This is a genomic window from Pseudomonas sp. LY-1, from assembly GCF_053502595.1.
In genome coordinates this window covers 2,036,237-2,059,529 of sequence record NZ_CP094353.1, presented here as the reverse complement: position 1 = coordinate 2,059,529, position 23,293 = coordinate 2,036,237, and the positions used below count along the sequence as shown (strand labels likewise).

The following is a 23,293-nucleotide window of genomic DNA, read 5'->3' as shown; positions in this document are numbered from 1 at the left end:
TTTATCCGATTTAGAGGAACCACCATGAGCAACGTCGACCACGCCGAAATCGCCAAATTCGAAGCCCTGGCCCACCGCTGGTGGGACCGCGAAAGCGAGTTCAAACCCCTGCACGACATCAACCCGCTGCGGGTCAACTGGATTGACGAACGCATCAACCTGGCCGGCAAGAAGGTGCTGGACGTCGGTTGCGGCGGCGGCATCCTCAGCGAAGCCATGGCCCAGCGCGGCGCCACCGTGCTGGGGATCGACATGGGCGAAGCGCCGTTGGCCGTGGCCCAGTTACATCAGCTGGAATCCGGGGTGAACGTCGAATACCGCCAGATCACCGCCGAAGCCCTGGCCGAGGAAATGCCCGAGCAGTTCGACGTGATCACCTGCCTGGAAATGCTCGAACACGTGCCGGACCCCTCCTCGGTGATCCGCGCCTGCTTCCGCATGGTCAAGCCCGGCGGCCAGGTGTTCTTCTCCACGATCAACCGCAACCCCAAGGCCTACCTGTTCGCGATCATCGGCGCCGAATACATCATGAAGCTGCTGCCGCGCGGCACCCACGACTTCAAGAAATTCATCCGCCCTTCCGAGCTGGGCGCCTGGAGCCGTCAGGCCGGGCTGAGCGTCAAGGACATCATCGGCCTGACCTACAACCCGCTGACCAAGCACTACAAGCTGGCCAGCGACGTCGACGTCAACTACATGATCCAGACCCTGCGCGAGGAGTAAGCCTGTGAAGTTGCGAGCGGTTCTCTTCGATATGGACGGTACCCTGCTGGACACCGCGCCGGACTTTATCGCCATCTGCCAGGCGATGCGCGCCGACCGTGACCTGGCGCCGATCAACGACCAGCATATCCGCGATGAAATCTCCGGCGGCGCGCGGGCGATGGTCGCCGTGACCTTCTCGATGGACCCGGAATCCCCGGGCTTTGAAGAACTGCGCCTGGAGTTCCTCGAGCGCTACCTCAAGGGCTGCGCGATCCACAGCGCGTTGTTCGACGGGATGGCCGAGCTGCTGGCAGACATCGAAAAGTCCAAGCTGATCTGGGGCGTGGTCACCAACAAACCGTTGCGGTTTGCCGAGCCGATCATGCAGCAACTGGGCCTGGCCGAGCGCTCGGCGCTGCTGATCTGCCCAGACCACGTGACGAACAGCAAGCCACACCCGGAGCCGTTGATCCTGGCGTGCCAGATGCTCAACCTGGACCCGGCCAGCGTGCTGTTCGTCGGCGATGACCTGCGCGACATCGAGTCCGGCCGCGACGCCGGCACCCGCACGGCGGCGGTCACCTATGGCTACATCCACCCGGACGACAACCCGCGCCACTGGGGCGCAGATGTGGTGGTGGATCACCCGCTGGAATTGCGCAAGGTGCTGGATAACGCGCTGTGCAGTTGCTGATGGTCTACCGGTCTTGCTGACCTATGAAGATCCAATGTGGGAGGGAGCTTGCTCCCGATTGCGGTGGTTCAGTCAATGAATGTGTTGAATGACACACTGCAATCGGGGGCAAGCCCCCTCCCACATTGGATCTTCAGTGTTTTCCAGCTCGGTGTTGGTCACCTAGTGAATTTTGTCGAGGCTATTTATGTTTGATTACTCTGCACGTCCCGAACTGCTCAAAGGCCGCGTCATCCTGGTGACCGGTGCCGGTCGCGGGATTGGCGCGGCGGCGGCGAAAACCTATGCCGCCCATGGCGCGACCGTGCTGTTGCTGGGCAAGACCGAAGCCAACCTGGCCCAGGTGTACGACGAGATCGAAGCCGCCGGCCACCCGCAACCGGTGGTGATCCCGTTCAACCTGGAGACCGCCCTGCCCCATCAATACGATGAGCTGGCGGCGATGATCGAAAAGGAATTCGGCCACCTCGACGGCCTGCTGCACAACGCCTCGATCATCGGCCCACGCACGCCGATCGAGCAGTTGTCCGGTGAGAACTTCATGCGGGTGATGCACATTAACGTCAACGCGATGTTCATGCTGACCAGCACGCTGTTGCCGCTGCTCAAGCTGTCCCAGGACGCCTCGGTGGTGTTCACCTCCAGCAGCGTCGGGCGCAAGGGCCGGGCGTATTGGGGTGCCTATGGCGTATCGAAATTCGCCACCGAAGGCCTGATGCAAACCCTGGCCGACGAGCTCGACACCGTTGCGCCAGTACGGGCCAACAGCATCAACCCCGGCGCCACGCGCACCAGCATGCGGGCCCAGGCGTACCCGGGGGAAAACCCGGCCGACAACCCGGCGCCGGAAGACATCATGCCGGTGTACCTATACCTGATGGGGCCGGACAGCAGCGGGATCAACGGGCAAGCGTTCGACGCGCAGTAACGGCCGACACCTGTGGGAGGGGGCTTGCCCCCGATAGCGGTGGGTCAGTCACAGATGCAGTGACTGACACCCTGCTATCGGGGGCAAGCCCCCTCCCACATTTATTTAGCGGTGTTCTTTAGTTTTTCACGACTTCCTCGAGGGTGAAGCGACCCAATGGGTTTTGCAGGAAGTTGCTCACATTCTTGCGTGAGATGTTGATGTACGGGCTGTAGTACAGGTCGATCCAGTTCACATCCTGTTTCGCCAGTTTCTGCAGGTCGACGTACATCTGCTCACGCTTGGCCGGGTCGGCCTCGATGCGTGCGGCGGCGACCAGTTCCTTGACCTTGTCGTTCCTGTAACGGGTCATGTAGTTCTGGTTGGTGTCGTGGCCCAGCACGAAGGTGGTCTTCTGGTCCGGGTCGAGGATGTCGTTGGTCCAGTACATCACCGAAATATCGTACTCACCGTCCACCAGCATCTGCCAGCTTTGGGTCGGGTCGACTTTCTGCAGGTTGGCCGTCACGCCGACCTTGGCCAACTGGTCCTTGATGATCACCGCGATCTGCTCGTCGGCTTCGTTGCCGGCGTTGACCACGTAGTTCAACTTCAAGTCCTTGGCACCGGCGGCGGCCAGCAGTTTCTTCGCCGCGGTAGGGTCATACGGGCGCTGCAGGTTGTTGGCGTAGTGGTACAGCGAACCTTTGGGGATGTAGGAATAAGCCACAGTGCCTTGACCGTAAGTGGCCGTCTTCACCAGCGATTGTTTATCGATGGCCATGTCCAGCGCCTGGCGTACTTCCGGCTTGGCCAGCAGGCCATGCTCGTGGTTGATCAGCAGGTGATCTTCACGGGTGGACGGGTCGGAATGGATCACCACGTTTTTGTCTTTCTTCAGTTCTTCAACCCGGGAGAACGGTACGAAGATCGCCGTGTCCAGCTCGTTGTTCTGCACCATACGCATGCGCGTGTTGTCGTCGGTCACCGAGACCCACTCCACGCCATCCAGGCTGACGTTCCCGGCCTGCCAGAAGTTCGGGTTTTTCTTCAGGATCACCCGATCGCCCTTGCGCCATTCGCCCACGGTAAACGCGCCGGAGGTCACCGGGTTTTCCGCGTAGGCGTCTTCGCCCATTTTGCTCATGGCCTTTTCCGACAGGATCGACACCGTCGGCGACGCCAGTTGCGAGAGGAACGCGACCGCCGGGGTCTTCAGCGTCACCACCAGGGTTTGCGGGCCGGCGGCCTTGGCCGTGTCGATCAGGCTGAAAGGGTCGCTCCACAGCGAGGCCTTGTTGTCGCGGATGCGCAACAGGCTGAACGCCGCATCCTCTGCGGTGATCGGCGAACCATCCGAGAACTTCGCCGCACGCAGCTTGAAGGTGTAGGTCAGGCCGTCCTTGGAAATCTCCCAGCTTTCAGCCAGCCCCGGCTCCATCTTGGTGCCCAGGTTGTCCACGCGCACCAGGGTGTCGTAGACGTTGGCAAAGACCCAGGTGTCGCGGTTCTGCGCGCTTTTGATCGGATCGAACGTGGTGCTGTCTTCCCGGCAACCGATGGTGAGAACACCGGCGGCCTGGGCAAGACCGGCGGTCAGCGACCAGGCGGTCAATGTGGCGGCGGCGAGCAACTTCAAGTGGCGCGATTGCATGTCATAACTCCTTGTTTATAACGGCGGTTGTTCAAGAATGGCAGGGGGTCAAAGCAAAGGTTCTTCAAGCACGCAACTGTACCGATGCTCGTGCAGGAAATGGGTCGGCGGCAACACCACGGAACACATGGCCTGGGCATACCGGCAACGCGGGTGAAAAGCACAGCCTGTAGGCAAATTCAGCGGGCTCGGCGGCTCGCCGGGCAAGGGCTCTGTGGGCAACGGCCGATGCGGATCGATCTCGGGAATCGCCTGGATCAACGCCGCCGTATACGGGTGACGCGGTGAAGTGAAGACCGCTTCCACCGGCCCCTCCTCGACGATCTGGCCCAGGTACATCACCGCCACGCGGTCGCACAGGCGGCGCACGATGGCCAGGTCATGGGCGATGAACAGGATCGCCAGGTTCATGCGCTGTTGCAGCTCCAGCAACAGGTTGATGATCTGCCCCTGGATCGAGACATCCAGTGCCGCCACGCATTCATCGGCAACGATCAAGCGCGGCTCCACCGCCAGCGCCCGGGCGATGCCGACCCGCTGGCACTGGCCGCCGCTGAGGGAGCCGGGCTTGCGAGCGGCCAATTCAGGGCGCAGGCCGACCAGCTCGAGCAATTCGTCGACACGCCGCGCGATCTGCTGCGGCGCGACTTTGCGCTGCACCCGCAACACTTCGGCAAGGGTTTCGCCGATGGTGTGGCGTGGGTTCAGCGCGGCATACGGGTCTTGGAAGATCATCGCGGTTTCATGGCGCAGGCGGGCGATGTCGACGGCGCTGCCGTGGGCCATGTCGATGCCGTCGAACAACACCTGCCCGGCGCTGATCGGGTTGAGGTGCAGAATCGCCCGGCCGAGGGTACTTTTGCCGCTGCCGGATTCGCCCACCAGCCCCAGGGTCTCGCCCGCCGCCAGGTTCAGCGACACACCGTTGACCGCCCTCACCCACTGTTTGTGCAGGCCGAACATCCCGCTGCCGGACGCGGCAAACCGCACCTCCAGGTCCTTGATCTGCAACAGGCTCATGGGCGATCTCCCAACGGATAGTGACAGGCCACCCGCGCACCTTCCGGCAAGCGTTCGCGACACAGGCTGCCGACTTGCGGGCAACGCGGGTGGAAGCGGCACCCGACGGGCAACGCATCGAGCAACGGCGGCTGGCCAGCAATGGTGCGCAGCAAGGCGTGGCCGCTGCTGTGGGCCGGCTGGCAATCGATCAGCCCCGCGGTGTACGGGTGTCGGGGATGGGCGAGCAACTCGTATTTGCTGGCGTGCTCACACAGGCGCCCGGCGTACATCACCGCGATGGAGTCGCAGGTTTGCGCCACCACGCCGAGGTCGTGAGTGATCATGATGATCGACAAGCCACGCTGGTCGCGCAGCTCCAGCAACAGCCGCAGGATTTGCGCCTGCACGGTCACATCGAGGGCCGTGGTGGGTTCGTCGGCAATCAGCACTGTCGGGTTGCAGCCCAATGCCACGGCGATCATGGCGCGCTGGCGCATGCCGCCGGAAAACTCGTGAGGGTAGTTGTCGACCCGCGCCAGGGGATCGGGAATGCCCACTTGGCGCAACACCTCGATGGCTTGCCGGCGTGCGTCTTTTTTCGACGCGCCTTGATGCAGGCGGATGCCCTCGGCGATCTGTTCGCCGATACACATCAGCGGGTCGAGGTGGCTGCTGGGGTTCTGGAAGATCATGCCCAATTGCCCGCCACGGATTGCGCGCATGCCTGCGTCGTCCAGTGGCAGCAAGTCCTGGCCGGCCAGGCGCACCGCGCCGCCCTGCACGCGCAGGTTGGGCGACGGCAACAGGCGTATCAGCCCGCGACAGGCCATGGTCTTGCCCGAGCCGCTTTCGCCCACCAGGCCGAGGATCTCGCCTTCGGCCAGGTCGAAGGAGATGCGGTCGACCAGAGTCACGTCGCGCCCGGCATTGTTGGCGATCACGCTCAGGTCGCGCACTTGCAGCAGGCTCATGGGCGCTCTCCCAACACTTGCGCCACGCCATCGGCCAGCAGGCTGAAGCCCATGGCCAGGGTCACGATGGCCAGCCCCGGAAAGGTGCAGATCCACCAGGCGGTGGTAATGAAGGCCTGCCCTTCGGCGACCATCGTCCCCCACTCGGCGGTCGGCGGTTGCACGCCCAGGCCCAGGTAACTCACCGCTGCGCCGTTGAGCAGCACCAGCACCGCGTCAGACATGGAAAACACAATCGAGCCAAACATCGCATTCGGCAGCAAGTGCCGGAACAGAATGCGCCCATGGCCAAAGCCGAGGCTTTTGGCCGCCAGGGCGAAGTCACTTTCCTTGAGCACCAGGATCTGCGAGCGGATCAACCGCGCATACGACACCCAGCCCACCAGCGCCATGGCGATATAGAAACTCTTCAAGCCCGGACCGAGGATGGCCATGATTGCCAGCATCAACACCAGGAACGGGAACGCCAGGATCACGTCGATGACGCGCATGCAGACGCTGTCGAAACGCCCGCCGATATAGCCGGAGACCGCGCCGATAAAGGTACCGATCATGAACGGGAAGATCACCCCGACAATCGCCAATTGCAGGTCGATGCGTGCGCCCCAGATCACCCGCGAGAGAATATCGCGGCCATAATTATCCGTACCGAAGGGATGGCACAGGCTCGGCCCGAGCAAGCTGAAATCGGTGTTCTGCGCGATCGGGTCGAACGGCGCGAGCCACGGCGCAAACAACGCCAGGCCCAGCCACGTCAACAGAATCAGCAAACCCCACGCGGCGGTCAGCCGCCCGTCGCGCAAGCCAAAGCGCAGGCGCCAGCGCCATGGCGCGATCAGTGGACGAGTGCTCATTGCATCTTCACCCGTGGGTCGAGGGCGACGGTCACCACATCCGCGACGAAGTTGACCACCACCGTCGCACAGGCCAGCACCATGGCCACGCCCTGCACCACCATGTAGTCGCGGGTAAAGATGCCGCGCACCAGTAACTGGCCGATGCCGGGAATGGCGAACAGGCTTTCGATGACCACCGTGCCGCTGATCAGCCAACCGATATTCACCGCCAGCAGGTTGACCGTCGGCACCAGGGAATTGGGCAGTACATGCCGGCGAAACACCGCCGCTTCCGACAACCCGCGCGCCCGGGCGGCGGTGACATGGTCCGCCTGCAATTCCATCAACATGCTCGCCCGCAGGTTGCGCACCAGCACCGCCGCCAGGGCCAGGGCGATGGTCAGGCACGGCAGGACCATATGGTGCGCCTTGTCCAGCCAGGTGCGACCGTAGCCAGACACCGGAAACAGGCCCCATTGCACGCTAAGCAGCAGGATCAGCATCAACCCCAGCCAAAATGCCGGCATGCCCAGGCCGACGGTGGTGAACACGCGGATCAGGTTGTCCGCCCAGCCGCCTTTGCGCCGCGCCGCGACGGTGGCCAGCGGCACTGCGATCAGCAGCGCCAGCAACACACTGCCGAGCACCAGCACCAGGGTCGGCTCGATACGGGTGACGATCAGCTTCAACGCATCGACCTTGTACAACAGCGATTGGCCGAGGTCGCCCTTGAGCAGGTTTTTCAAGAAGTAAAAATATTGCAGCCACAGCGGCTGGTCGAGCCCGAACTGTGCGCGGATCTTCAGCAACGCATCCGGCGTGCTGCGCGAGCCGAGCAGCGCGCGCGCCGGGTCACCGGGAATCGCGCGCACCAGCACGAAGGTGATCAGGCTGATGCCGAACAGCACCGGCAGCAATTGCAGCGGCCGGGTCAGCACGAAGCGGTAGCGCGCCAGGTTCATCCGTCAGCCTCGGTGACGAGCGAGGAAGTCCAGCAGTACCGGGAAGTACGCCTGGGGCTCTTCGTAAAATGGCATATGGCTGCTGTTGCGGAACACATGCAATTCGGCGTGCCGGGCGGCCAGTTTCATGCGCAGGGCGCAGGCCGGGGTGAGCTCGTCGTGCTGGCCGGTGGTGATCAGCATCGGCATGTTGAAATCGGCCATCTCGGCGATGCGGTTCCAGTCCTTGAGGTTGCCGATATACAGAAATTCGTTGGGGCCCTGCATGGTTGCGTAGGGGCCCATGTTCCAGTCGTCAAGGGAGCGCCGGAGCGGCGCCGGCCATTCGTCCAGGCGGCACACATGGCGATAATTGAGCAAGGTGATCGCGGCCTGGTACTGCGGATGATCCAGCGTCCCCATGGCTTCATGGCGCTGCATCATCGCCACGGTTTCGCTGCCGAGGGCGCCGCGCAGGCGTTCGAGTTCCTGGGAGAGGTGCGGAATGTCGCCGACGGTGTTTTCCAGGATCAGGCTTTTCAGCGCATCGGGGTAATGGATGGCGTATTCGATGCCCAGCCAGCCGCCCCAGGAATGCCCGAGCAAATGCACACGGCCCAGGCCCAGGGTTTGGCGCACGGTTTCGACTTCTTCGACATAACGGCCGATTTCCCACAGGGAAACATCGGTCGGTCTGGCTGAAGCACCGGTGCCAAGCTGGTCGAATGCAACCACTCGCAGGTCATGCTCTTTGAGCCAGCCATGGGCGTCGCGCAAATAGTCACACGGTAGCCCCGGCCCGCCGTTGAGGCACAACAGCACCTCATCGCCTTCGCCAAAGCTGTAGACCGCGAGGTCATGGCCATCGACTTGCACGGTGTACTGCTGGTCGGGGGCTATTTCACGCCACATGCATACGTTCCTTGTGTGGTATCGGCCTGGCGGGTTGCGGCCGCTTATGAGGCCATAAGCTACCGAGGATGCCGTGCATCCATAACCTAGTATTTCTTATAGGTTTGGCCTGGCAGTCCTTCGCCGGGGCGTGGCATTCTACTTGCAGTAAGTCGAGATTCATATGAATTCGGGAGCAGAACGGATGCTGGCCAAGCTAACTGCCTTCAATCACCGTCTCATGCCGGGCAGGAGCCTGGACGAGCAGATGGACAACGCGTTTATCCTAGCCCAACAGTTGGGTTTCGATGCACTGGTGTATGACTACTCGCCAGTGCCCATCGACCTCAACGGCACGTTGATCACACCTTCGGTGCTGCAACTGCGCAACACGCCTTCCGATTGGCATGCCTTGTGGTGCGGCGAAGGGTTCTACCAGATCGATCCGGTGCAGCACCTGGCCTTGAACACGGTGTCGCCGTTTGTCTGGTCCTACGAGGCCAAGGCGCAGACGGCGCTGCAGAAGATCATCGACCCGTGCCACGCCCCCGTCTCGTCTTACCTGCATGACCAGCAACTGACCTGCGGCGTCAGCGTGCCGATTCATCTGCCCCGGGGCGGCTTCGCATCGTTGACCGGCTTGCGCACCGGCAAGTCGCATACGGTACTGGAGGACGCGCAACAGAGCTTGTCGGATTTCGGCCTGATTTCCCATGCGCTGCAGGAAGCGGCCTACCCACTGTTCAGCAATGAACTACGCACCTACCCGCATATCCGTCTGACCAAACGCGAGCGCGAGTGCCTGAAATGGGCCGCCGACGGCCTGACCGCCGCCGAAATCGCCACGCAGCTGAGCCGCTCGCTGGCGGTCGTCACCCTGCATCTTGCCTCGGCAATGCACAAACTGGGGGCGAAAAATCGCGTACAGGCCGTGGTGCGCGCCACTCATTACCGACTGCTGGAAGATTGACCCTTCGGCAAAACCTAGCTGTTTTGCTAGTTACCTAAACGTCGCGTGCCGATTATCGTGTCCCTGATACTTTTTTTTCAAAGCAGGATACGAAATGGAATTCATCGAAAAAGTCCGCGAAGGGTTTGCGCCCTTCGGCCCCTATCAGACTTGGTATCGCGTCACTGGCGACCTGGCCTCGGGCCGTACACCGCTGGTGATCATCCACGGCGGTCCCGGCTGCACCCATGATTACGTCGATGCCTTCAAGGACGTCGCCGCCAGCGGTCACGCCGTCATCCACTACGACCAACTGGGCAACGGCCGCTCCACGCACTTGCCCGACAAAGCCCCGTCCTTCTGGACTGTCAGCCTGTTCCTCGACGAACTGAACAACTTGCTGGACCACCTGCAAATCAGCCAGGACTACGCGATTCTCGGGCAATCCTGGGGCGGCATGCTCGGCAGCGAACACGCGATTCTGCAACCCAAGGGCCTGCGTGCGTTTATCCCGGCCAACTCGCCCACCTGCATGCGTACCTGGGTCAGCGAAGCCAACCGCCTGCGTCAGCTGCTGCCCGAAGGCGTGCATGAAACCCTGCTCAAGCATGAAGCCGCCGGCACCTACCAGGACCCGGAATACCTCGCCGCCTCGCGGATTTTCTACGACCAGCACGTCTGCCGGGTCAACCCATGGCCGGACGAGGTTGCGCGCACGTTCGCCCAGGTCGATGCAGACCCGACCGTGTACCACGCCATGAGCGGCCCGACCGAGTTCCATGTGATCGGCAGTTTGAAGGACTGGAACGTGATTGGCCGTCTGTCGGCAATCAAGGTGCCGACCCTGGTGATCTCCGGCCGGCATGACGAAGCCACACCGCTGGTGGTCAAGCCGTTCCTGGATGAAATCGCGGATGTGCGCTGGGCGCTGTTTGAAGACTCCAGCCACATGCCCCATGTCGAAGAGCGCCAGGCGTGCATGGGGACAGTGGTGAAGTTTTTGGATGAGGCGTGTTCAGTGCCGCACAAGGCCCTCAAAGCAAGCTGACGAGCAATGTGGCAGCGGGCTTGCTCATGATGGCGGTGGTTCAGTCAGCGCCTGACCGCCATCGCGAGCAAACCCGCTGCCACCGTTTCAAACCTCGCTGGTCTCGGCCTTCGCGGTTTTTCTCGGCACCTCGGCCACCAGTGGAATCTCCTTGCCTTCGGCATCGAACAGCTTGCCGCCCCTGAAGTAATCGCCTTCGCGCAAGACGGCCACATCCTGGAAACACAGGCTGCGCTCAGTCCCGGCCACAAACACCGACTGCTGGTCCGAATTGCCGGCGGTGAAGTGGTTGAACGCCAGGTTCAGCAAGATCGCCATGATCGCCGACGAGCTGATGCCCGAATGGAAAATGGTCGCGAACCAGTTGGGAAAATGATCGTAGAAGCTCGGCGCGGCAATCGGGATCATGCCGAAACCGATGGACGTGGCCACGATGATCAGGTTCATGTTGTTGCGGTAATCCACCTTGGACAGTGTACGAATACCGCTGGCCGCCACGGTGCCGAACAACACGATTCCGGCACCGCCCAACACCGAGGTCGGCACTGCCGCAATCACCCGCCCCATGAACGGCAGCAGGCCGAGGACGACCAGGAACAACCCGCCTGTCGCGACCACAAAACGACTTTTCACCCCGGTGACCGCCACCAGGCCGACGTTCTGGGCGAACGCGCTCTGGGTAAACGAACCAAAGATCGGCGCGAACAGGCTCGACAGCATGTCGGCACGCAAGCCATTGCCCAGGCGTTTGGAGTCGACTTTGGTGTCGATGATCTCGCCCACGGCCAGGATGTCCGCCGAAGTCTCCACCAGCGTCACCATCACCACAATGCACATGGAAATGATCGCGGCCACATGGAAGGTCGGCATGCCGAAATGGAACGGCGTGGGGAAGCCGAACATCGGCCCCTGGGTCACGCCGGAAAAGTCCGCCATGCCCAGGAACACCGCAATCACGGTGCCGATCACCATCGCCAGCAGGATCGATAACCGCGAGATCGTCGCGCTGCCGATCTTGCTCAGCAACAACACCAGCAACAGGGTCAACGCGGCCAGGCCGACGTTCGCCATGCTGCCGAAATCCGCCGCACGGCTGTTGCCGCCCATGGCCCAGCGTGCGGCTACCGGCATCAGCGTCAGGCCGATGGTGGTGATCACAATGCCGGTCACCAACGGCGGGAAAAACTGGGTGATCCGCGAGAACACCGGCGTGATCAGCAGCCCGATAAACGACGCAGCCATCACCGCCCCGAGAATCGCCGGCACCCCACCGGCACCATCACTGCCGACAATCGCCACCATCGTCGCCACACCGGCAAACGACACGCCCTGCACCAGCGGCAACTGACAACCAAAGAACGGCAGGCCAAGGGTTTGCAACAACGTGGCCAGGCCGCCGGCAAACAGCGACGCGGCGATCAACAGGCCGATATCCGCCGGCGACAACCCGGCCGCCTGGCCGACGATCAACGGTACGGCAACGATGCCGCCGTACATGGTGAGCACATGCTGCAGGCCGTAAGCCATGTTGGCGGCGACGCCGAGATTCTCATCTTCGGGTCGTTGCGATGACGCCTTCGGGATAGTCATGGTGAGGGGTTCTCTGTTTTTGTTGTGGCGCCACTGTATGCAATACCGAGACTAGATGTCCATAGAGTTGTATACAATCATTCGGACAAGATACCCTCCACCGGCGTTACAAAAACAATCCGGCCGTCATGAGCCAGAACGCCATAGGACCTAAAACAATGAAAAAGGCATTACAGGGCGCAACCGTTGCATTGACCCTCCTCGGCGGCGGGGAGGCTGTCGCGCTGGAATGGATGAACAACAGCGTAGGATTTCGCTACGGCCAGCAATTCACCAACCCGAACAACCCCGACGCATTCAGCAAGCGCATCTACAGCGTCACCCACCCCAGTGGCTACCAGTACGGCAGCAACTTTCTGAACCTCGATGTGTTTTTGTCCGACAGCCGCGACCCGCGCAAGGGCACCGACCACGGCGGCAGTGAGGTGTATGCGGTATACCGACACCAGTTGTATGCCTCTCGCGTTTTCGATACGCCGCTGGGCACCGGGCTGATCAAGGACTACGCCCTGACCCTGGGCTTCGATGCCAACCGCAACAACAACTTTGCCTCGGCGAAAAAACGCGCGCTGGTGCTCGGCCCGACCTTGAAGTTCAACACCGTCGGCGTGCTGGACCTGAGCCTGATGTATTACAAAGAACGCAATCACAGCGGGATTCCCGGCGCGAAAGAGTCGGACCATACCTTCGACGACACCTACCTGCTCAACCTGACGTGGATGCGTCCGTTCGAGATCGGCAGCCACGCGGCCAAGTTCCAGGGGTTTATCAACCATGTCGGCAACAAGGGCGAGGACTTCCACGGCCGCGATACCGCAGCGGAAACGCTGATGCGTAGCGCGCTGATGGTCGCGGTGCGACCCGGCAAGCGCGTAACGCCGAACCTGTACCTCGGAGTGGGCTACGAGTACTGGCATAACAAGTTCGGTGTGGACGGCGGTCGGGGCAGTCGCACGTCGACACCCACGCTGAACATGGAAGTGACGTTCTAGGATTTACCGCTCAAGACACTGAAAAGGCCGCAATCAAGTGTGGGGGTTGGCTTGCCTGCGATCGCATCGGCTCGGTAAACCTGATGCAGCGCAGGCAATCCAGCACCCACCTGTCAGATCAAGCATTCGCCAACTGCGAATCATCGGTTTTCGGCCGCGCCAACCAGTAACCCAGCACCGCCAGCGGCGCGGTCGCCAGCATCACGATCACGGTGATCAGCAGCGGCTGCTCGAGCATCGACGACACTAACAGGCTGCTGAGAAAACACAGGCCCAGTTGCAGGGTGTTTTGCAGCGCTGCTGCCTTGCCGGAGTTTTCCGCAAACGGCATCAGCGCATTCGCCACCACGATGGGATAACTGGCGCCGTTGACCAGCGCCATCAGGCAGAACGGAATCAGCAAGGTGGTCAGGGTCGGCACGCTCAAGGTGGCGACCAGGTACAACGCCAGCATACTGATGCAGTAGGCCACCAGCAGCCAGGGCAACAGCGTCTTGCCCTGGAATCGCTGCAACGCGCTGCGGCAGCTGTAGCCTCCGATCAGGAACGCGAGGGTCGGCAGCACATAACTCAGGCCAATGTCATTCGGGCTGTAGCCCATATCGCCGAGGATGAACGGCGAGGCGGTCAACCAGGCGAAGAAACTGGCGGAGCAGGCAGCAAAGATCATGACGTTGCCGGTGAACACGCGCGAGCCGAGCAATTGTCCGTAACCGAGGCGCGTCGGTTCGCCTTCCTCCGCCAGCCGTTTCGGCGCCGTGCGCAGGAACAGAGTCGGCAGCAGCAACAGCAGCGACACGCCCAGCAACACCGCGAAAATCGCCTGCCAGCCAAAGTGATTCAGCACCATGGCCCCCAACAGCGGCGCCAGGGCCGGCGACAACGACATCAGCGGCATGATGCTGGCGAACACGCGGTGAGCCTTGTCGGCCGGGTAGCGGTCAATCACCAGTGCCTGCCAACTCACGGCGGCGGAACACACGCCAATCGCCTGGATAAAACGCAGTGCCAGCAGTTGCGTGGCGGTCTCGACCCAGAACATGCCGACGCAACCCAGCACGAACAGGCTCAGGCCCGTGAGCAGGATCGGTTTGCGCCCCAGTCGGTCAGACAATGGCCCCCACAACAACTGCCCCACGGCAAAGCCCGCGAGGAAAATACTCAAGCTGGCGCCCACCGCGCCCGCGCCGATGTGTAATTGCTCGCCCATGGCGCCGAACGCCGGCAAGTACATGTCCATGGCGAGATAACCGAGCATGCTCAGCCCCGCCAGGTACCAGGTGAAACCAAAAGAATTTTTCATTGAAGCCTTGTTGAACCTGCCATCAAACTATTTGCTGACTGCTGCCCATTATGAAGCTGGCAGCCTCTCTGTGAAGCGATAATAATTGGACACTTCTATCAATTAATTTGAAGGCAACCGCCATGTGGTCCGAATACTCCCTGGATGTGGTCGATGCCGTCGCACGCCATGGCAGCTTCAGCGCCGCCGCCCAGGAATTGCACCGCGTGCCGTCGGCCATCAGCTACACGGTGCGTCAGTTGGAAGAGTGGCTGGCCGTGCCCTTGTTCGTGCGGCGCCATCGCGACGTCGAGCTCACCGCGGCCGGCCGTCTATTTATAGACGAAGCCCGCGGCGTGATGAAAACCATGCTCGGTACACGGCGCCTGTGCCAGCAAGTGGCCAATGGCTGGAGCGGCCAGTTGAAGGTCGCGGTGGACTCCATCGTCAAACCCCAGCGCTGCCGGCAACTGGTGCTGGATTTCTATCGGCAGTTCCCTGACGTGGAATTGCTGCTGGAGTACGAGGTGTACAACGGCGTGTGGGACGCCCTCGCCGATGAGCGCACCGACATCGTGATCGGCGCCACCAGCGCGGTGCCGGTGGCGAGTCACTTCACGTTTCGCGATATGGGCCTGTTGAACTGGTTGTGCGTGGTCAGCGCGAAACACCCGCTGGCGGCGCTGGATGGTTTGCTCAGTGACGATCAACTGCGCCCGTTCGCGTCCCTGTGCATGACCGACACCTCGCGCAACCTGCCCAAGCGCGATACCTGGACCCTGGATAACCAGCGCCGGCTGGTGGTACCGAACTGGGCCTCGGCCATTGACTGCCTGCGCGACGGCCTGTGCGTCGGCATGGCGCCGGCGCATCAGGTGTTGCCGTGGATCGAACGTGGTGAGTTGGTCGCGCTGCAACTGCACAGGCCGTTCCCGGCCAGCCCGTCATGCGTGGCCTGGGCACAGAACAAACTGTCCCCGGCGATGAGTTGGTTGCTGGACTACCTGGGGGATAGCGAGACGATGAACCAAGAGTGGTTGAATGGGAGTGACCACTGAAGATCACCGGAATCCCTTGTAGGAGGGGGCTTGCCCCCGATGGCGGTGTGTCAGTTGCAGATTGCTCGACTGATACACCGCCATCGGGAGCAAGCCCCCTCCCACAGGGGATCTCATTTCAATCCAGCAAGCGGGTGATGGCCCGCACGATCATCTCGACCTCCTTGGCCTCCAGGGTCAGCGGCGGCAGCAGGCGAATCACCTTGCCTCGCGTCACGTTGATCAACAACCCATGTTCCTCGGCGGCGCGCAGGGCCAGCTCGCGACACGGGTCTGCCAGCTCGATGCCGATCATCAAGCCCTTGCCGCGAATCGCCAGGACCTGCGGGTGCTCATCCAACTCCACCCGTAAGCGGGCCAACAAGCGCTCGCCCTGTTGCGCGGCGTTCTGCAGCAGGCCTTGTTCTTCAATGATCTCCAGCACGGTGCAACCCACCCGGCAGGCCAACGGGTTGCCGCCGAACGTGCTGCCGTGGCTACCCGGGGTGAACAAGTCGGCCGCCACGTTCCTGGCCAGGCAGGCACCGATGGGCACGCCGTTGCCGAGGCCTTTGGCCAGGGTCATCACGTCCGGCACGATGCCCTCGTGCTGGAAGGCAAACCAGGCGCCGGTGCGGCCGATGCCGGTCTGGATTTCATCGAGCATCATCAGCCAGCCGTGGCGCGTGCAGTGAGCGCGCAGGGCTTTCAGGTAACCCGGCGGCGCCACTTGCACCCCGCTTTCGCCCTGGATCGGTTCCAGCAAGACCGCTGCGATGCGCGTGCCGAACGTCTGCGTGATCGCCTCCAGCGCCGCCAGGTCGCCGAAGCCGACCTTGAGAAAATCCCCCGGCAAGCGCTGGAACCCCAAGCGTACCGAAGGCCCGTCGCTGGCCGCCATGGTGCCCAGCGTGCGGCCGTGGAAGGCGTTTTCCATCACCACCACCAACGGCGCCTCGATGCCTTTTTTCCAGCCGTGCAGCCGCGCCAGTTTTAGCGCGGTCTCGTTGGCTTCGGCGCCGGAGTTGTTGAAAAACGCACGATCGAGGCCCGACAGTTGGGTCAGACGCAGGGCCAAGCGTTGTTGCCAATCGATGCTGTAGAGGTTGGAGGTGTGCAACAGCAACCCGGCCTGTTCGCTGATGGCTGTCACCAGTTTCGGATGGGAGTGTCCGACGTTGGTCACGGCCACGCCTGCCACGGCGTCCAGGTATTCGCGCCCCTGCTGGTCCCACAGGCGCGTGCCCAGGCCACGCGCAAAGCTCAAGGCCAAGGGTTGGTAAGTGGTCATCAGGCAAGCGGCGGTCATGGTGGCAAGCTCCAGTGCTGGGTTGGGATGGGTCCAGTATCGTTAGCCACCCAAGCTGGATAAACTGTGCTTTCCTGCAATGACTTTAAACCAGGGCTTGATAATGGATCTGTTCCAGGCGATGTCGGTGTATGTGAAAGTGGTCGAGACCGGCAGCATGACCGCCGCGGCCCATGCCAGTGGGATGTCGACCACCATGGTCGGCAACCATTTGCGCGCCCTGGAGCAACGCCTGGGGGTCAGCCTGCTCAAGCGCACCACGCGCAAGCAAAGCCTCACGGAATTCGGCGGGCAGTATTACCAGCGCTGCCTGGAAGTGCTGGGGCTGGTGGCCGACTCCGAGCAATTGGCCGAACAGGCCCACAGCGACGTGCCCAAGGGCACCCTGCGCATCACCGCCCCGCCCGCCTTCGGCACCGAACGCCTGGCGCCGGCCTTGAGCGAATTTTCCCAACGTTACCCGCTGATCAAGCTGTACGTGGTGCTCAGCAATCAACGCATGGACCTGGTCGACAGCGGCTTCGACGTGGCCATCCGCCTGGGCGAGTTGGAACCCTCAAGCCTGATCGCCCGGCCCCTGCAGGACTACACCATCACCCTGTGCGCCGCGCCGGATTACCTGGCGCGACGCGGCACGCCGCAAACGCCCGAGGATCTGCAACAACACGACTGCCTGGCCTTCGCCTACCCATCCGGCGACGATTGGCGTAACGCCGACAAACTGTGGCGCATGAGCGACGCGGACGGCGAAGTGGAGATTCCGGTGTCCGGCTCGCTGACCATCAACAGCTCGCAAGCCCTGCGCCAGGCGGCGGTGCAAGGCATGGGCATCGTCATGCTGCCCGATGCCCTGGTGCAGCCCGACCTGCACAGCGGGAAGCTGGTGGCCTTGCTGACCGCCTATCAACTGCCCCGCCGCCCCATGCATTTGCTGTACGGCCAGGATCGTTACCGCCTGCCTAAACTGCGGGCGTTCGTGGATTTTGCCCTGGAGAAATGGGCGCGCTAAAAGCCCACGCCCAATTCACGCAGACGCTCAGCGGTGCGCTCGGCGCAAACGTGGTGAATGCCTTGCCAGCCCAGGGCGATAGCCGCGTCGATATTGCCCGCGACATCATCGATGAACACCACTTCGGCAGGCTGGATATCCGGCAGATGAGCACGCACCTGGCCGAGGCTGGCGTGATAGATCGCGGCATCGGGCTTGATCAGCTTCAACTCGCCGGAGACCACGATGTCGCGAAAACACTGCAGGAACGGGTAGTTGGCCCGCGCATAGGGGAACGTCTCGGCCGACCAATTGGTGAGCCCGAACAGCGGCATGTCGGCCTGATGCAGCGCCTTGAGAATGGCCACGCCCTCGGGCAACGGCCCGCGCAGCATTTCATGCCAGCGGTCGTAGTAGGCCGTGATCAAGGGTTCGTGCTGGGGATATTGCGCGACCAGGCTGCGCGTCGCCTCGGCCAGGGTGCGACCGGCGTCTTGCTCGGTGTTCCAGGCCTGGGTGCAGATGTTGTCGAGGAACCATTGCCGCTCCTCTTCATCGGCGATCAGCTGGCGGTACAGGTGCTGCGGGCTCCAATCGAACAGGACACCGCCAAAATCAAAAACGACTGCACGAATCGTCATCAGATCCTCCGTTAGCGTGAGTGGATAGCGGATGGAGTCTGGCAGATCGCGATGGCTTTACACACAACGCATGTGGGAGCGGCTTGCTCGCGATGGCGGTTTGTCAGTGCCGGAGGTTTCGGCTGACCCACTGCAATCGCGGGCAAGCCCGCTCCCACATGTTTTTCGAGCGTGTTTAGGCTTGGACCAGACCGTTGATCTTCACGGTCGGATTCACATCAGCCTCGTAGTCCACGCCGTCGATCTCAAAGCCGAACAAACGCAGGAACTCAGCCTTGTAGCCGGCAAAATCGCTGATCTCGTTGACGTTGTCGTCGGTGACCTGATTCCACAGCGCAGCCACGGCGTCCTGGACTTTCGGTTGCAGCTCGGCCAGGTCGGCACGCAGGCGGCCGTCGGCGTCGAGCTTCGGCTCGCGGCCGTACAGGCTGTCCTTGAACAGGCCATAGACCTGCTCGATGCAACCTTCGTGAGTGCCCTGCTCTTTCATCACTTTGAACAGCAACGACAGGTACAGCGGCATGATCGGGATCGCCGAGCTGGCCTGGGTGACCACAGCCTTGAGCACCGACACGCGGGCGTCGCCCTTCAGTGCGGCCAGGTTGTCGCGCAGGGTCAGGACTTTCTTGTCCAGGTCCTTCTTGGCTTCGCCGATGGAGCCGTTCCAGTAGATATCCTGGGTCAGCTTCTCGCCGAGGTAGGTGAACGCCGTGGTCTTGGCGCCTTCGGCCAGCACGTCCGCTTCACGCAGGGCGTCGATCCACAGCTGCCAGTCTTCGCCGCCCATGACTTTCACGGTGCCGTCGATTTCTTCCTGGGTGGCCGGCTCAAGGGTGGTGTCGACGACAACGCCCTTGTCGGTGTTGATCCCGCGCAGGGTCACGGCCTTGCCGATCGGCTTGAGCGTGGAGTTGTGCACCACGCCCTGCGGGTCGGTGCGGCGTGGCGCGGCCAGGCTGTAGACCACCAGGTCGATCTTGCCCAGGTCTTTCTTGATGGTCTCGATGGTCAGGCGCTTGATCTCGTCAGAAAACGCGTCGCCGTTGATGCTCTTGGCGTACAGGCCTTTTTCGACGGCAAACTTCTCGAACGCGGCGCTGTTGTACCAGCCAGCGGAGCTCAGCTTGCCTTCTTCGCCTTCTTTCTCAAAAAACACGCCCAGGGTATCGGCGCCGCAGCCAAACGCAGCACTGATGCGCGCGGCCAGGCCGTAACCGGTGGAAGCACCGAGGACCAGCACCTTTTTCGGGCCGCCTTCGATGACGCCGTGTTGGGTGACGTAGTCGATCTGTTCCTTGACGTTCGCTTCACAGCCAACAGGGTGAGCGGTCACACAGATAAAGCCACGAACCCGCGGTTTGATGATCATAAAATTTCTGCCTCTTCCAAGGTGCCGAAGGCCAATGGTGGCCATTCAACGTAATCGTACCGGTCTATGACGTCCAAAAAACCGAAGCGTCACGATAGTCGCAAATCTTCTGTTTACAAAATCCAATCCAAAACTCGCCGCGCAAGCCGCGCCGAGGGTTAAAAACTGTGTCAGCTCTTCACAATTTCGTAATATTTAAAACGCCCATCGACCTGGGAACGCCTTATCATGACGAGGTTGTTTCAATATGTTTCGCAACCCCACCACTCGCAGCCACGCATATAGACCTGTCGAATGGCGTCCAGCTGGAGCTGAGTTTCATGAGTCAATCTGCGTTACGCAAAAAAGCCGTGTCGTTCGCCTGGGCATTCGGCATCCTGCTGATTATTTACCTCTTTCCCCTGACCACCGTGGTGTTCCTCGGCCTCGTGCTGGTCTGCGGTATTTATGATTTCCTGCGTAACGGCCTGTATGACCGCGACACCTTCAAGAAATACTTCATCGGCAGCGGCCGCAATACCTGGCTGCTGGCACCGTTCAACACCCTGTTCGACCTGCTGAGCAGCCGCAACCGCCACGTCTACACGATGCGCGAGCTGCCGCCCGCCTGGCGTGAAGACCTGCAACAGGTGATCGACGACGCCATGGCCCACAAGGATGAAATCATCGGCTACCTGGACGAACGCATGGCCGAGAAGAAACGCGGCATGCTGTTTTTCCAATGGTACGGCCGGCCGATCGAAACCACCCTGGACATCCCGGAACTGCGCAAGAAATTGCCGTTCGTGAAGACCATCGGCGTCTCGGTGTTCAACGAAAACCGTTCGACCTCCTTCCACTTCGGCCCCCTGCGCATGATGTTCCGGGTGCTCTATAACATGGCGCCGGCGCCTCACCATGAGGGCGTGTACATCCAGGTGGGCAAACACAAGCATTACTGGCACGACGACCCACTGTTTATCTTCGATGACACGCTGATGCATGCGTCCTTCAACAAGAACGATGCCAAGCGCTACTGCCTGTTCATTGATATCGTGCGGCCGACCGCGTTGCCCGCCGTCCTCAATGCCGTGATCACAGGGTTTGCCGGCCTGGTGTTCACGCTGCGTCGGGTTTTCTACAAAAACTGGAAGCTGATCCAGTAGGTTCTGCGGCATGATGGGGCTGGACAGTATTTGCGTAGCGCCTGCGGGCCAGCGAAAATAGCCGTCTCGTGCGACCGTATCCGGCGCCCATTCTTCTCAAGCCATCGCCCCCATGACGGGCGCGGTGGCTGTGCTTTCAAGGAATCAGAATGCCCCAACGTCAAGTCATCAATGCCTCCGTCAGCCCCAAGGGCAGCCTCGAAACACTCTCCCAGCGTGAAGTCCAGCAACTGAGCGAAGCCGGCTCCGGCAGCATCTATACCCTGTTCCGCCAGTGCGCCCTGGCCATCCTCAACACCGGCGCGCACATCGACAACGCCAAGACCATCCTCGACGCCTATAAAGACTTTGAAGTGCGTATCCACCAGCAGGATCGCGGCGTGCGCCTGGAACTGCTGAACGCCCCGGCCGACGCCTTCGTCGATGGCGAAATGATCGCCAGTACCCGCGAAATGCTGTTCAGCGCCCTGCGCGACATCGTCTACACCGAGAACGAACTGGACAGCCAGCGCATCGACCTGAGCAACTCCCAGGGCATCACCGACTACGTGTTCCACCTGTTGCGCAACGCGCGCACGCTGCGCCCGGGTGTCGAGCCGAAGATCGTGGTGTGCTGGGGCGGGCACTCGATCAACACCGAAGAATACAAATACACCAAGAAAGTCGGCCACGAACTGGGCCTGCGCAGCCTCGACGTCTGCACCGGTTGCGGCCCCGGCGTGATGAAAGGCCCGATGAAGGGCGCGACCATTTCCCACGCCAAGCAACGCATCAACGGCGGGCGCTACCTGGGCCTGACCGAGCCGGGCATCATCGCTGCGGAAGCACCGAACCCGATCGTCAATGAGCTGGTGATCCTGCCGGACATCGAGAAGCGCCTGGAAGCCTTCGTGCGCGTCGGCCACGGCATCATCATCTTCCCGGGCGGCGCCGGCACGGCGGAAGAGTTCCTCTACCTGCTGGGCATCCTGATGCACCCGGACAACCGCGGCCTGCCGTTCCCGGTCATCCTCACCGGGCCAAAGCACGCCGCACCGTACCTGCAACAGTTGCACGCATTCGTCGGCGCCACCCTCGGCGAGGCCGCGCAGGCGCACTACCAGATCATCATCGACGATCCGGCCGAAGTGGCCCGCCAGATGACCGCCGGGCTCAAGGCCGTCAAGCAGTTCCGCCGCGAGCGCAACGATGCGTTCCACTTCAACTGGCTGTTGAAGATCGACGAAGGCTTCCAGCGCCCGTTCGACCCGACCCACGAAAACATGGCCAGCCTGCAACTGAGCCACGCGCTGCCGCCCCATGAACTGGCGGCCAACCTGCGTCGCGCGTTCTCGGGGATTGTGGCGGGCAACGTCAAGGACAAGGGCATTCGCCTGATCGAGCAGAACGGCCCTTACCAGATCCATGGCGACCCGGCCATCATGAAGCCGCTGGATGAACTGCTGCAGGCGTTCGTCGCCCAGCACCGCATGAAGTTGCCGGGTGGCGCGGCATATGTGCCGTGTTACCGCGTGGTGCAATAAGTCAGCACACATGCTGTAGCGCTTTAACCTTGTGTTCAGGCTTGTCGGCGGGAGACGTCGGGCTATCGTTTTTACGAAGCCCGACTGACCCACACCGAGGAGCGACCTATGGACCAACGGATCTTGTTCTCCCAGACGCCTTACCCTAATGTAAGGAGTATCACGATGGAGACCTTCAATATGGCGACCGCCACGCTGACTTCAAAAGGACAAATCACCATCCCCGTCCAGGTCAGGACAGCCCTGGGCCTGGAAACGGGAGACCGGGTTGAATTCGTCGAAATGGAAGACGGCAAATTTTCCATTATTGCCGCGAGCAAAACCGTTCACGACCTCAAGGGGCTGATCCGCAAGCCTGCCCAGGCCATTTCCATCGAGGACATGAACCGCGCGATTGCGGCACAGGGAGCGAAAGCCCGATGATCGGCCTGGATACCAATGTGCTGGTGCGCTATGTCACCCAGGATGATCCGGTCCAATCCGCCAAGGCATCCGAGCTGATCGAATCCCTCACCACCCTGTCGCCAGGCTTTGTCAGCCTGGTGTCGGTGGTGGAGTTGGTATGGGTGCTACAAAGTTGCTACCAGTCAGCCAAGAGCGATGTGGTGGCGGTGCTGGAAACGCTGCTGCGAACCCGTGAATTGATCGTCGAGCATGCCGAGATCATCTGGCAGGCACTCCGGCGGTTTTCGGCGAACAAAGCCGATTTCGCCGACTGTTTGATAGCGCGCTGCGCCCACGCAGCCGGCTGCGAGTACACCGCCACCTTTGACCTCGATGCGGCCAAGGCTGCGGGCATGAAGCGACTCGCCTGAGCGG

Annotated in this window: 23 protein-coding genes; 12 read left to right on the top strand and 11 right to left on the bottom strand. The window is 61.7% G+C overall.

What is annotated here, in order from left to right:
* Positions 1 to 24 precede the first annotated feature (24 nt).
* The 3 genes from ubiG to MOQ67_RS09410 all read left to right on the top strand — a co-directional run bounded on the left by ubiG (position 25) and on the right by MOQ67_RS09410 (position 2,327).
* Positions 25 to 723: a bifunctional 2-polyprenyl-6-hydroxyphenol methylase/3-demethylubiquinol 3-O-methyltransferase UbiG gene (ubiG, locus tag MOQ67_RS09420; RefSeq protein WP_017848856.1), complete on the top strand. Its 699-nt coding sequence runs from the start codon at positions 25 to 27 to the stop codon at positions 721 to 723.
* A 4-nt stretch (positions 724 to 727) separates the two neighbouring features.
* Positions 728 to 1,399 carry an N-acetylmuramic acid 6-phosphate phosphatase MupP gene (mupP, locus tag MOQ67_RS09415; protein ID WP_026140262.1) on the top strand — a complete coding sequence of 224 codons (672 nt, stop codon included), beginning with the start codon at positions 728 to 730 and terminating at the stop codon, positions 1,397 to 1,399.
* A 187-nt stretch (positions 1,400 to 1,586) separates the two neighbouring features.
* Positions 1,587 to 2,327, top strand: a complete 741-nt coding sequence (locus MOQ67_RS09410; RefSeq protein ID WP_017848858.1) for a YciK family oxidoreductase — start codon at positions 1,587 to 1,589, stop codon at positions 2,325 to 2,327.
* 118 nt (positions 2,328 to 2,445) lie between these two features.
* Here MOQ67_RS09410 and MOQ67_RS09405 read toward each other — a convergent pair whose 3' ends face one another.
* From MOQ67_RS09405 to MOQ67_RS09380, 6 genes are read right to left on the bottom strand one after another with little or no spacing between them, the layout of a single operon-like run.
* Positions 2,446 to 3,960 (bottom strand): ABC transporter substrate-binding protein, encoded by a 1,515-nt coding sequence (locus MOQ67_RS09405; RefSeq protein WP_198717674.1) that lies wholly within the window; start codon positions 3,958 to 3,960, stop codon positions 2,446 to 2,448.
* Positions 3,961 to 4,008: 48 nt separating this feature from the next.
* Entirely contained in the window at positions 4,009 to 4,980 is a 972-nt protein-coding gene (locus MOQ67_RS09400) for an ABC transporter ATP-binding protein (RefSeq protein WP_079443133.1), read from the bottom strand.
* Positions 4,977 to 5,933: an ABC transporter ATP-binding protein gene (locus MOQ67_RS09395; protein WP_198717675.1), complete on the bottom strand. Its 957-nt coding sequence runs from the start codon at positions 5,931 to 5,933 to the stop codon at positions 4,977 to 4,979. Before MOQ67_RS09395 ends, MOQ67_RS09400 begins: the two co-directional genes overlap by 4 nt.
* The gene (locus MOQ67_RS09390; protein ID WP_198717676.1) at positions 5,930 to 6,787 is read right to left on the bottom strand and encodes an ABC transporter permease; all 858 of its coding nucleotides are present in this window, start codon (positions 6,785 to 6,787) and stop codon (positions 5,930 to 5,932) included. Before MOQ67_RS09390 ends, MOQ67_RS09395 begins: the two co-directional genes overlap by 4 nt.
* Entirely contained in the window at positions 6,784 to 7,731 is a 948-nt protein-coding gene (locus tag MOQ67_RS09385; RefSeq protein WP_198717677.1) for an ABC transporter permease, read from the bottom strand. The genes MOQ67_RS09390 and MOQ67_RS09385 overlap by 4 nt, the downstream gene beginning before the upstream one ends.
* Positions 7,732 to 7,734: 3 nt before the next feature.
* Positions 7,735 to 8,622 carry a proline iminopeptidase-family hydrolase gene (locus tag MOQ67_RS09380; RefSeq protein WP_017848864.1) on the bottom strand — a complete coding sequence of 296 codons (888 nt, stop codon included), beginning with the start codon at positions 8,620 to 8,622 and terminating at the stop codon, positions 7,735 to 7,737.
* Positions 8,623 to 8,806: 184 nt separating this feature from the next.
* On the opposite strand from MOQ67_RS09380, the gene MOQ67_RS09375 reads away from it, so the two are divergent.
* Positions 8,807 to 9,571 (top strand): LuxR family transcriptional regulator, encoded by a 765-nt coding sequence (locus MOQ67_RS09375; protein ID WP_198717678.1) that lies wholly within the window; start codon positions 8,807 to 8,809, stop codon positions 9,569 to 9,571.
* Between the two features lie 94 nt (positions 9,572 to 9,665).
* Positions 9,666 to 10,598, top strand: coding sequence for a proline iminopeptidase-family hydrolase (locus tag MOQ67_RS09370; protein ID WP_017848866.1), 933 nt, complete (start codon positions 9,666 to 9,668; stop codon positions 10,596 to 10,598).
* 87 nt (positions 10,599 to 10,685) lie between these two features.
* On the opposite strand, the gene MOQ67_RS09365 is transcribed toward MOQ67_RS09370, so the two are convergent.
* Entirely contained in the window at positions 10,686 to 12,188 is a 1,503-nt protein-coding gene (locus MOQ67_RS09365) for a nucleobase:cation symporter-2 family protein (protein ID WP_198717679.1), read from the bottom strand.
* Between the two features lie 158 nt (positions 12,189 to 12,346).
* Here MOQ67_RS09365 and MOQ67_RS09360 point away from each other — a divergent pair, with 158 nt between their 5' ends.
* On the top strand, positions 12,347 to 13,180 hold the full coding sequence (locus tag MOQ67_RS09360) for a nucleoside-binding protein (RefSeq protein ID WP_198717680.1): 834 nt from the start codon (positions 12,347 to 12,349) through the stop codon (positions 13,178 to 13,180).
* A gap of 118 nt (positions 13,181 to 13,298) precedes the next feature.
* Here the strand turns inward: MOQ67_RS09360 and punC are convergent, their stop codons facing one another.
* Positions 13,299 to 14,483 carry a purine nucleoside transporter PunC gene (gene punC / locus MOQ67_RS09355; RefSeq protein ID WP_017848869.1) on the bottom strand — a complete coding sequence of 395 codons (1,185 nt, stop codon included), beginning with the start codon at positions 14,481 to 14,483 and terminating at the stop codon, positions 13,299 to 13,301.
* Positions 14,484 to 14,605: 122 nt separating this feature from the next.
* On the opposite strand from punC, the gene punR reads away from it, so the two are divergent.
* Positions 14,606 to 15,520 (top strand): DNA-binding transcriptional activator PunR, encoded by a 915-nt coding sequence (gene punR / locus MOQ67_RS09350; RefSeq protein ID WP_102618387.1) that lies wholly within the window; start codon positions 14,606 to 14,608, stop codon positions 15,518 to 15,520.
* A gap of 118 nt (positions 15,521 to 15,638) precedes the next feature.
* Here punR and MOQ67_RS09345 read toward each other — a convergent pair whose 3' ends face one another.
* Positions 15,639 to 16,808: an aspartate aminotransferase family protein gene (locus MOQ67_RS09345; protein WP_193040508.1), complete on the bottom strand. Its 1,170-nt coding sequence runs from the start codon at positions 16,806 to 16,808 to the stop codon at positions 15,639 to 15,641.
* A gap of 103 nt (positions 16,809 to 16,911) precedes the next feature.
* Between MOQ67_RS09345 and MOQ67_RS09340 the strand changes: the two genes are divergently transcribed.
* A complete protein-coding gene (locus tag MOQ67_RS09340; RefSeq protein ID WP_198717681.1) occupies positions 16,912 to 17,817 on the top strand; it encodes a LysR family transcriptional regulator in 906 nt (301 codons plus the stop codon).
* Here the strand turns inward: MOQ67_RS09340 and MOQ67_RS09335 are convergent.
* Both MOQ67_RS09335 and fabV read right to left on the bottom strand, forming a co-directional pair.
* Entirely contained in the window at positions 17,814 to 18,437 is a 624-nt protein-coding gene (locus MOQ67_RS09335; protein WP_198717682.1) for an HAD family hydrolase, read from the bottom strand. The genes MOQ67_RS09340 and MOQ67_RS09335 overlap by 4 nt on opposite strands.
* Positions 18,438 to 18,612: 175 nt before the next feature.
* Positions 18,613 to 19,806, bottom strand: a complete 1,194-nt coding sequence (gene fabV, locus MOQ67_RS09330) for an enoyl-ACP reductase FabV (protein WP_046384297.1) — start codon at positions 19,804 to 19,806, stop codon at positions 18,613 to 18,615.
* 320 nt (positions 19,807 to 20,126) lie between these two features.
* Between fabV and MOQ67_RS09325 the strand changes: the two genes are divergently transcribed.
* The 4 genes from MOQ67_RS09325 to MOQ67_RS09310 all read left to right on the top strand — a co-directional run bounded on the left by MOQ67_RS09325 (position 20,127) and on the right by MOQ67_RS09310 (position 23,289).
* Positions 20,127 to 20,951: an aspartyl/asparaginyl beta-hydroxylase domain-containing protein gene (locus MOQ67_RS09325; protein ID WP_017848875.1), complete on the top strand. Its 825-nt coding sequence runs from the start codon at positions 20,127 to 20,129 to the stop codon at positions 20,949 to 20,951.
* Between the two features lie 149 nt (positions 20,952 to 21,100).
* A complete protein-coding gene (ppnN, locus tag MOQ67_RS09320) occupies positions 21,101 to 22,474 on the top strand; it encodes a nucleotide 5'-monophosphate nucleosidase PpnN (protein ID WP_046490470.1) in 1,374 nt (457 codons plus the stop codon).
* Between the two features lie 165 nt (positions 22,475 to 22,639).
* Positions 22,640 to 22,897, top strand: a complete 258-nt coding sequence (locus MOQ67_RS09315; RefSeq protein ID WP_026140263.1) for an AbrB/MazE/SpoVT family DNA-binding domain-containing protein — start codon at positions 22,640 to 22,642, stop codon at positions 22,895 to 22,897.
* A complete protein-coding gene (locus MOQ67_RS09310) occupies positions 22,894 to 23,289 on the top strand; it encodes a PIN domain-containing protein (RefSeq protein ID WP_057003768.1) in 396 nt (131 codons plus the stop codon). Before MOQ67_RS09315 ends, MOQ67_RS09310 begins: the two co-directional genes overlap by 4 nt.
* Positions 23,290 to 23,293: the final 4 nt, after the last annotated feature.

Bases quoted from the DNA above. Each gene is read 5' to 3' on its own strand.
- MOQ67_RS09405 (WP_198717674.1), bottom strand. From the start codon at position 3,960: ATGCAATCGCGCCACTTGAAGTTGCTCGCCGCCGCCACATTGACCGCC.
- MOQ67_RS09325 (WP_017848875.1), top strand. From the start codon at position 20,127: ATGAGTCAATCTGCGTTACGCAAAAAAGCCGTGTCGTTCGCCTGGGCA.
- MOQ67_RS09380 (WP_017848864.1), bottom strand. From the start codon at position 8,622: ATGTGGCGTGAAATAGCCCCCGACCAGCAGTACACCGTGCAAGTCGAT.
- punC (WP_017848869.1), bottom strand. From the start codon at position 14,483: ATGAAAAATTCTTTTGGTTTCACCTGGTACCTGGCGGGGCTGAGCATG.
- MOQ67_RS09395 (WP_198717675.1), bottom strand. From the start codon at position 5,933: ATGAGCCTGCTGCAAGTGCGCGACCTGAGCGTGATCGCCAACAATGCC.
- MOQ67_RS09370 (WP_017848866.1), top strand. From the start codon at position 9,666: ATGGAATTCATCGAAAAAGTCCGCGAAGGGTTTGCGCCCTTCGGCCCC.
- MOQ67_RS09345 (WP_193040508.1), bottom strand. From the start codon at position 16,808: ATGACCGCCGCTTGCCTGATGACCACTTACCAACCCTTGGCCTTGAGC.
- ppnN (WP_046490470.1), top strand. From the start codon at position 21,101: ATGCCCCAACGTCAAGTCATCAATGCCTCCGTCAGCCCCAAGGGCAGC.
- ubiG (WP_017848856.1), top strand. From the start codon at position 25: ATGAGCAACGTCGACCACGCCGAAATCGCCAAATTCGAAGCCCTGGCC.
- MOQ67_RS09375 (WP_198717678.1), top strand. From the start codon at position 8,807: ATGCTGGCCAAGCTAACTGCCTTCAATCACCGTCTCATGCCGGGCAGG.
- MOQ67_RS09315 (WP_026140263.1), top strand. From the start codon at position 22,640: ATGGAGACCTTCAATATGGCGACCGCCACGCTGACTTCAAAAGGACAA.
- MOQ67_RS09335 (WP_198717682.1), bottom strand. From the start codon at position 18,437: ATGACGATTCGTGCAGTCGTTTTTGATTTTGGCGGTGTCCTGTTCGAT.
- MOQ67_RS09385 (WP_198717677.1), bottom strand. From the start codon at position 7,731: ATGAACCTGGCGCGCTACCGCTTCGTGCTGACCCGGCCGCTGCAATTG.
- MOQ67_RS09340 (WP_198717681.1), top strand. From the start codon at position 16,912: ATGGATCTGTTCCAGGCGATGTCGGTGTATGTGAAAGTGGTCGAGACC.
- punR (WP_102618387.1), top strand. From the start codon at position 14,606: ATGTGGTCCGAATACTCCCTGGATGTGGTCGATGCCGTCGCACGCCAT.
- MOQ67_RS09390 (WP_198717676.1), bottom strand. From the start codon at position 6,787: ATGAGCACTCGTCCACTGATCGCGCCATGGCGCTGGCGCCTGCGCTTT.
- MOQ67_RS09360 (WP_198717680.1), top strand. From the start codon at position 12,347: ATGAAAAAGGCATTACAGGGCGCAACCGTTGCATTGACCCTCCTCGGC.
- MOQ67_RS09400 (WP_079443133.1), bottom strand. From the start codon at position 4,980: ATGAGCCTGTTGCAGATCAAGGACCTGGAGGTGCGGTTTGCCGCGTCC.
- fabV (WP_046384297.1), bottom strand. From the start codon at position 19,806: ATGATCATCAAACCGCGGGTTCGTGGCTTTATCTGTGTGACCGCTCAC.
- MOQ67_RS09310 (WP_057003768.1), top strand. From the start codon at position 22,894: ATGATCGGCCTGGATACCAATGTGCTGGTGCGCTATGTCACCCAGGAT.
- MOQ67_RS09365 (WP_198717679.1), bottom strand. From the start codon at position 12,188: ATGACTATCCCGAAGGCGTCATCGCAACGACCCGAAGATGAGAATCTC.
- MOQ67_RS09410 (WP_017848858.1), top strand. From the start codon at position 1,587: ATGTTTGATTACTCTGCACGTCCCGAACTGCTCAAAGGCCGCGTCATC.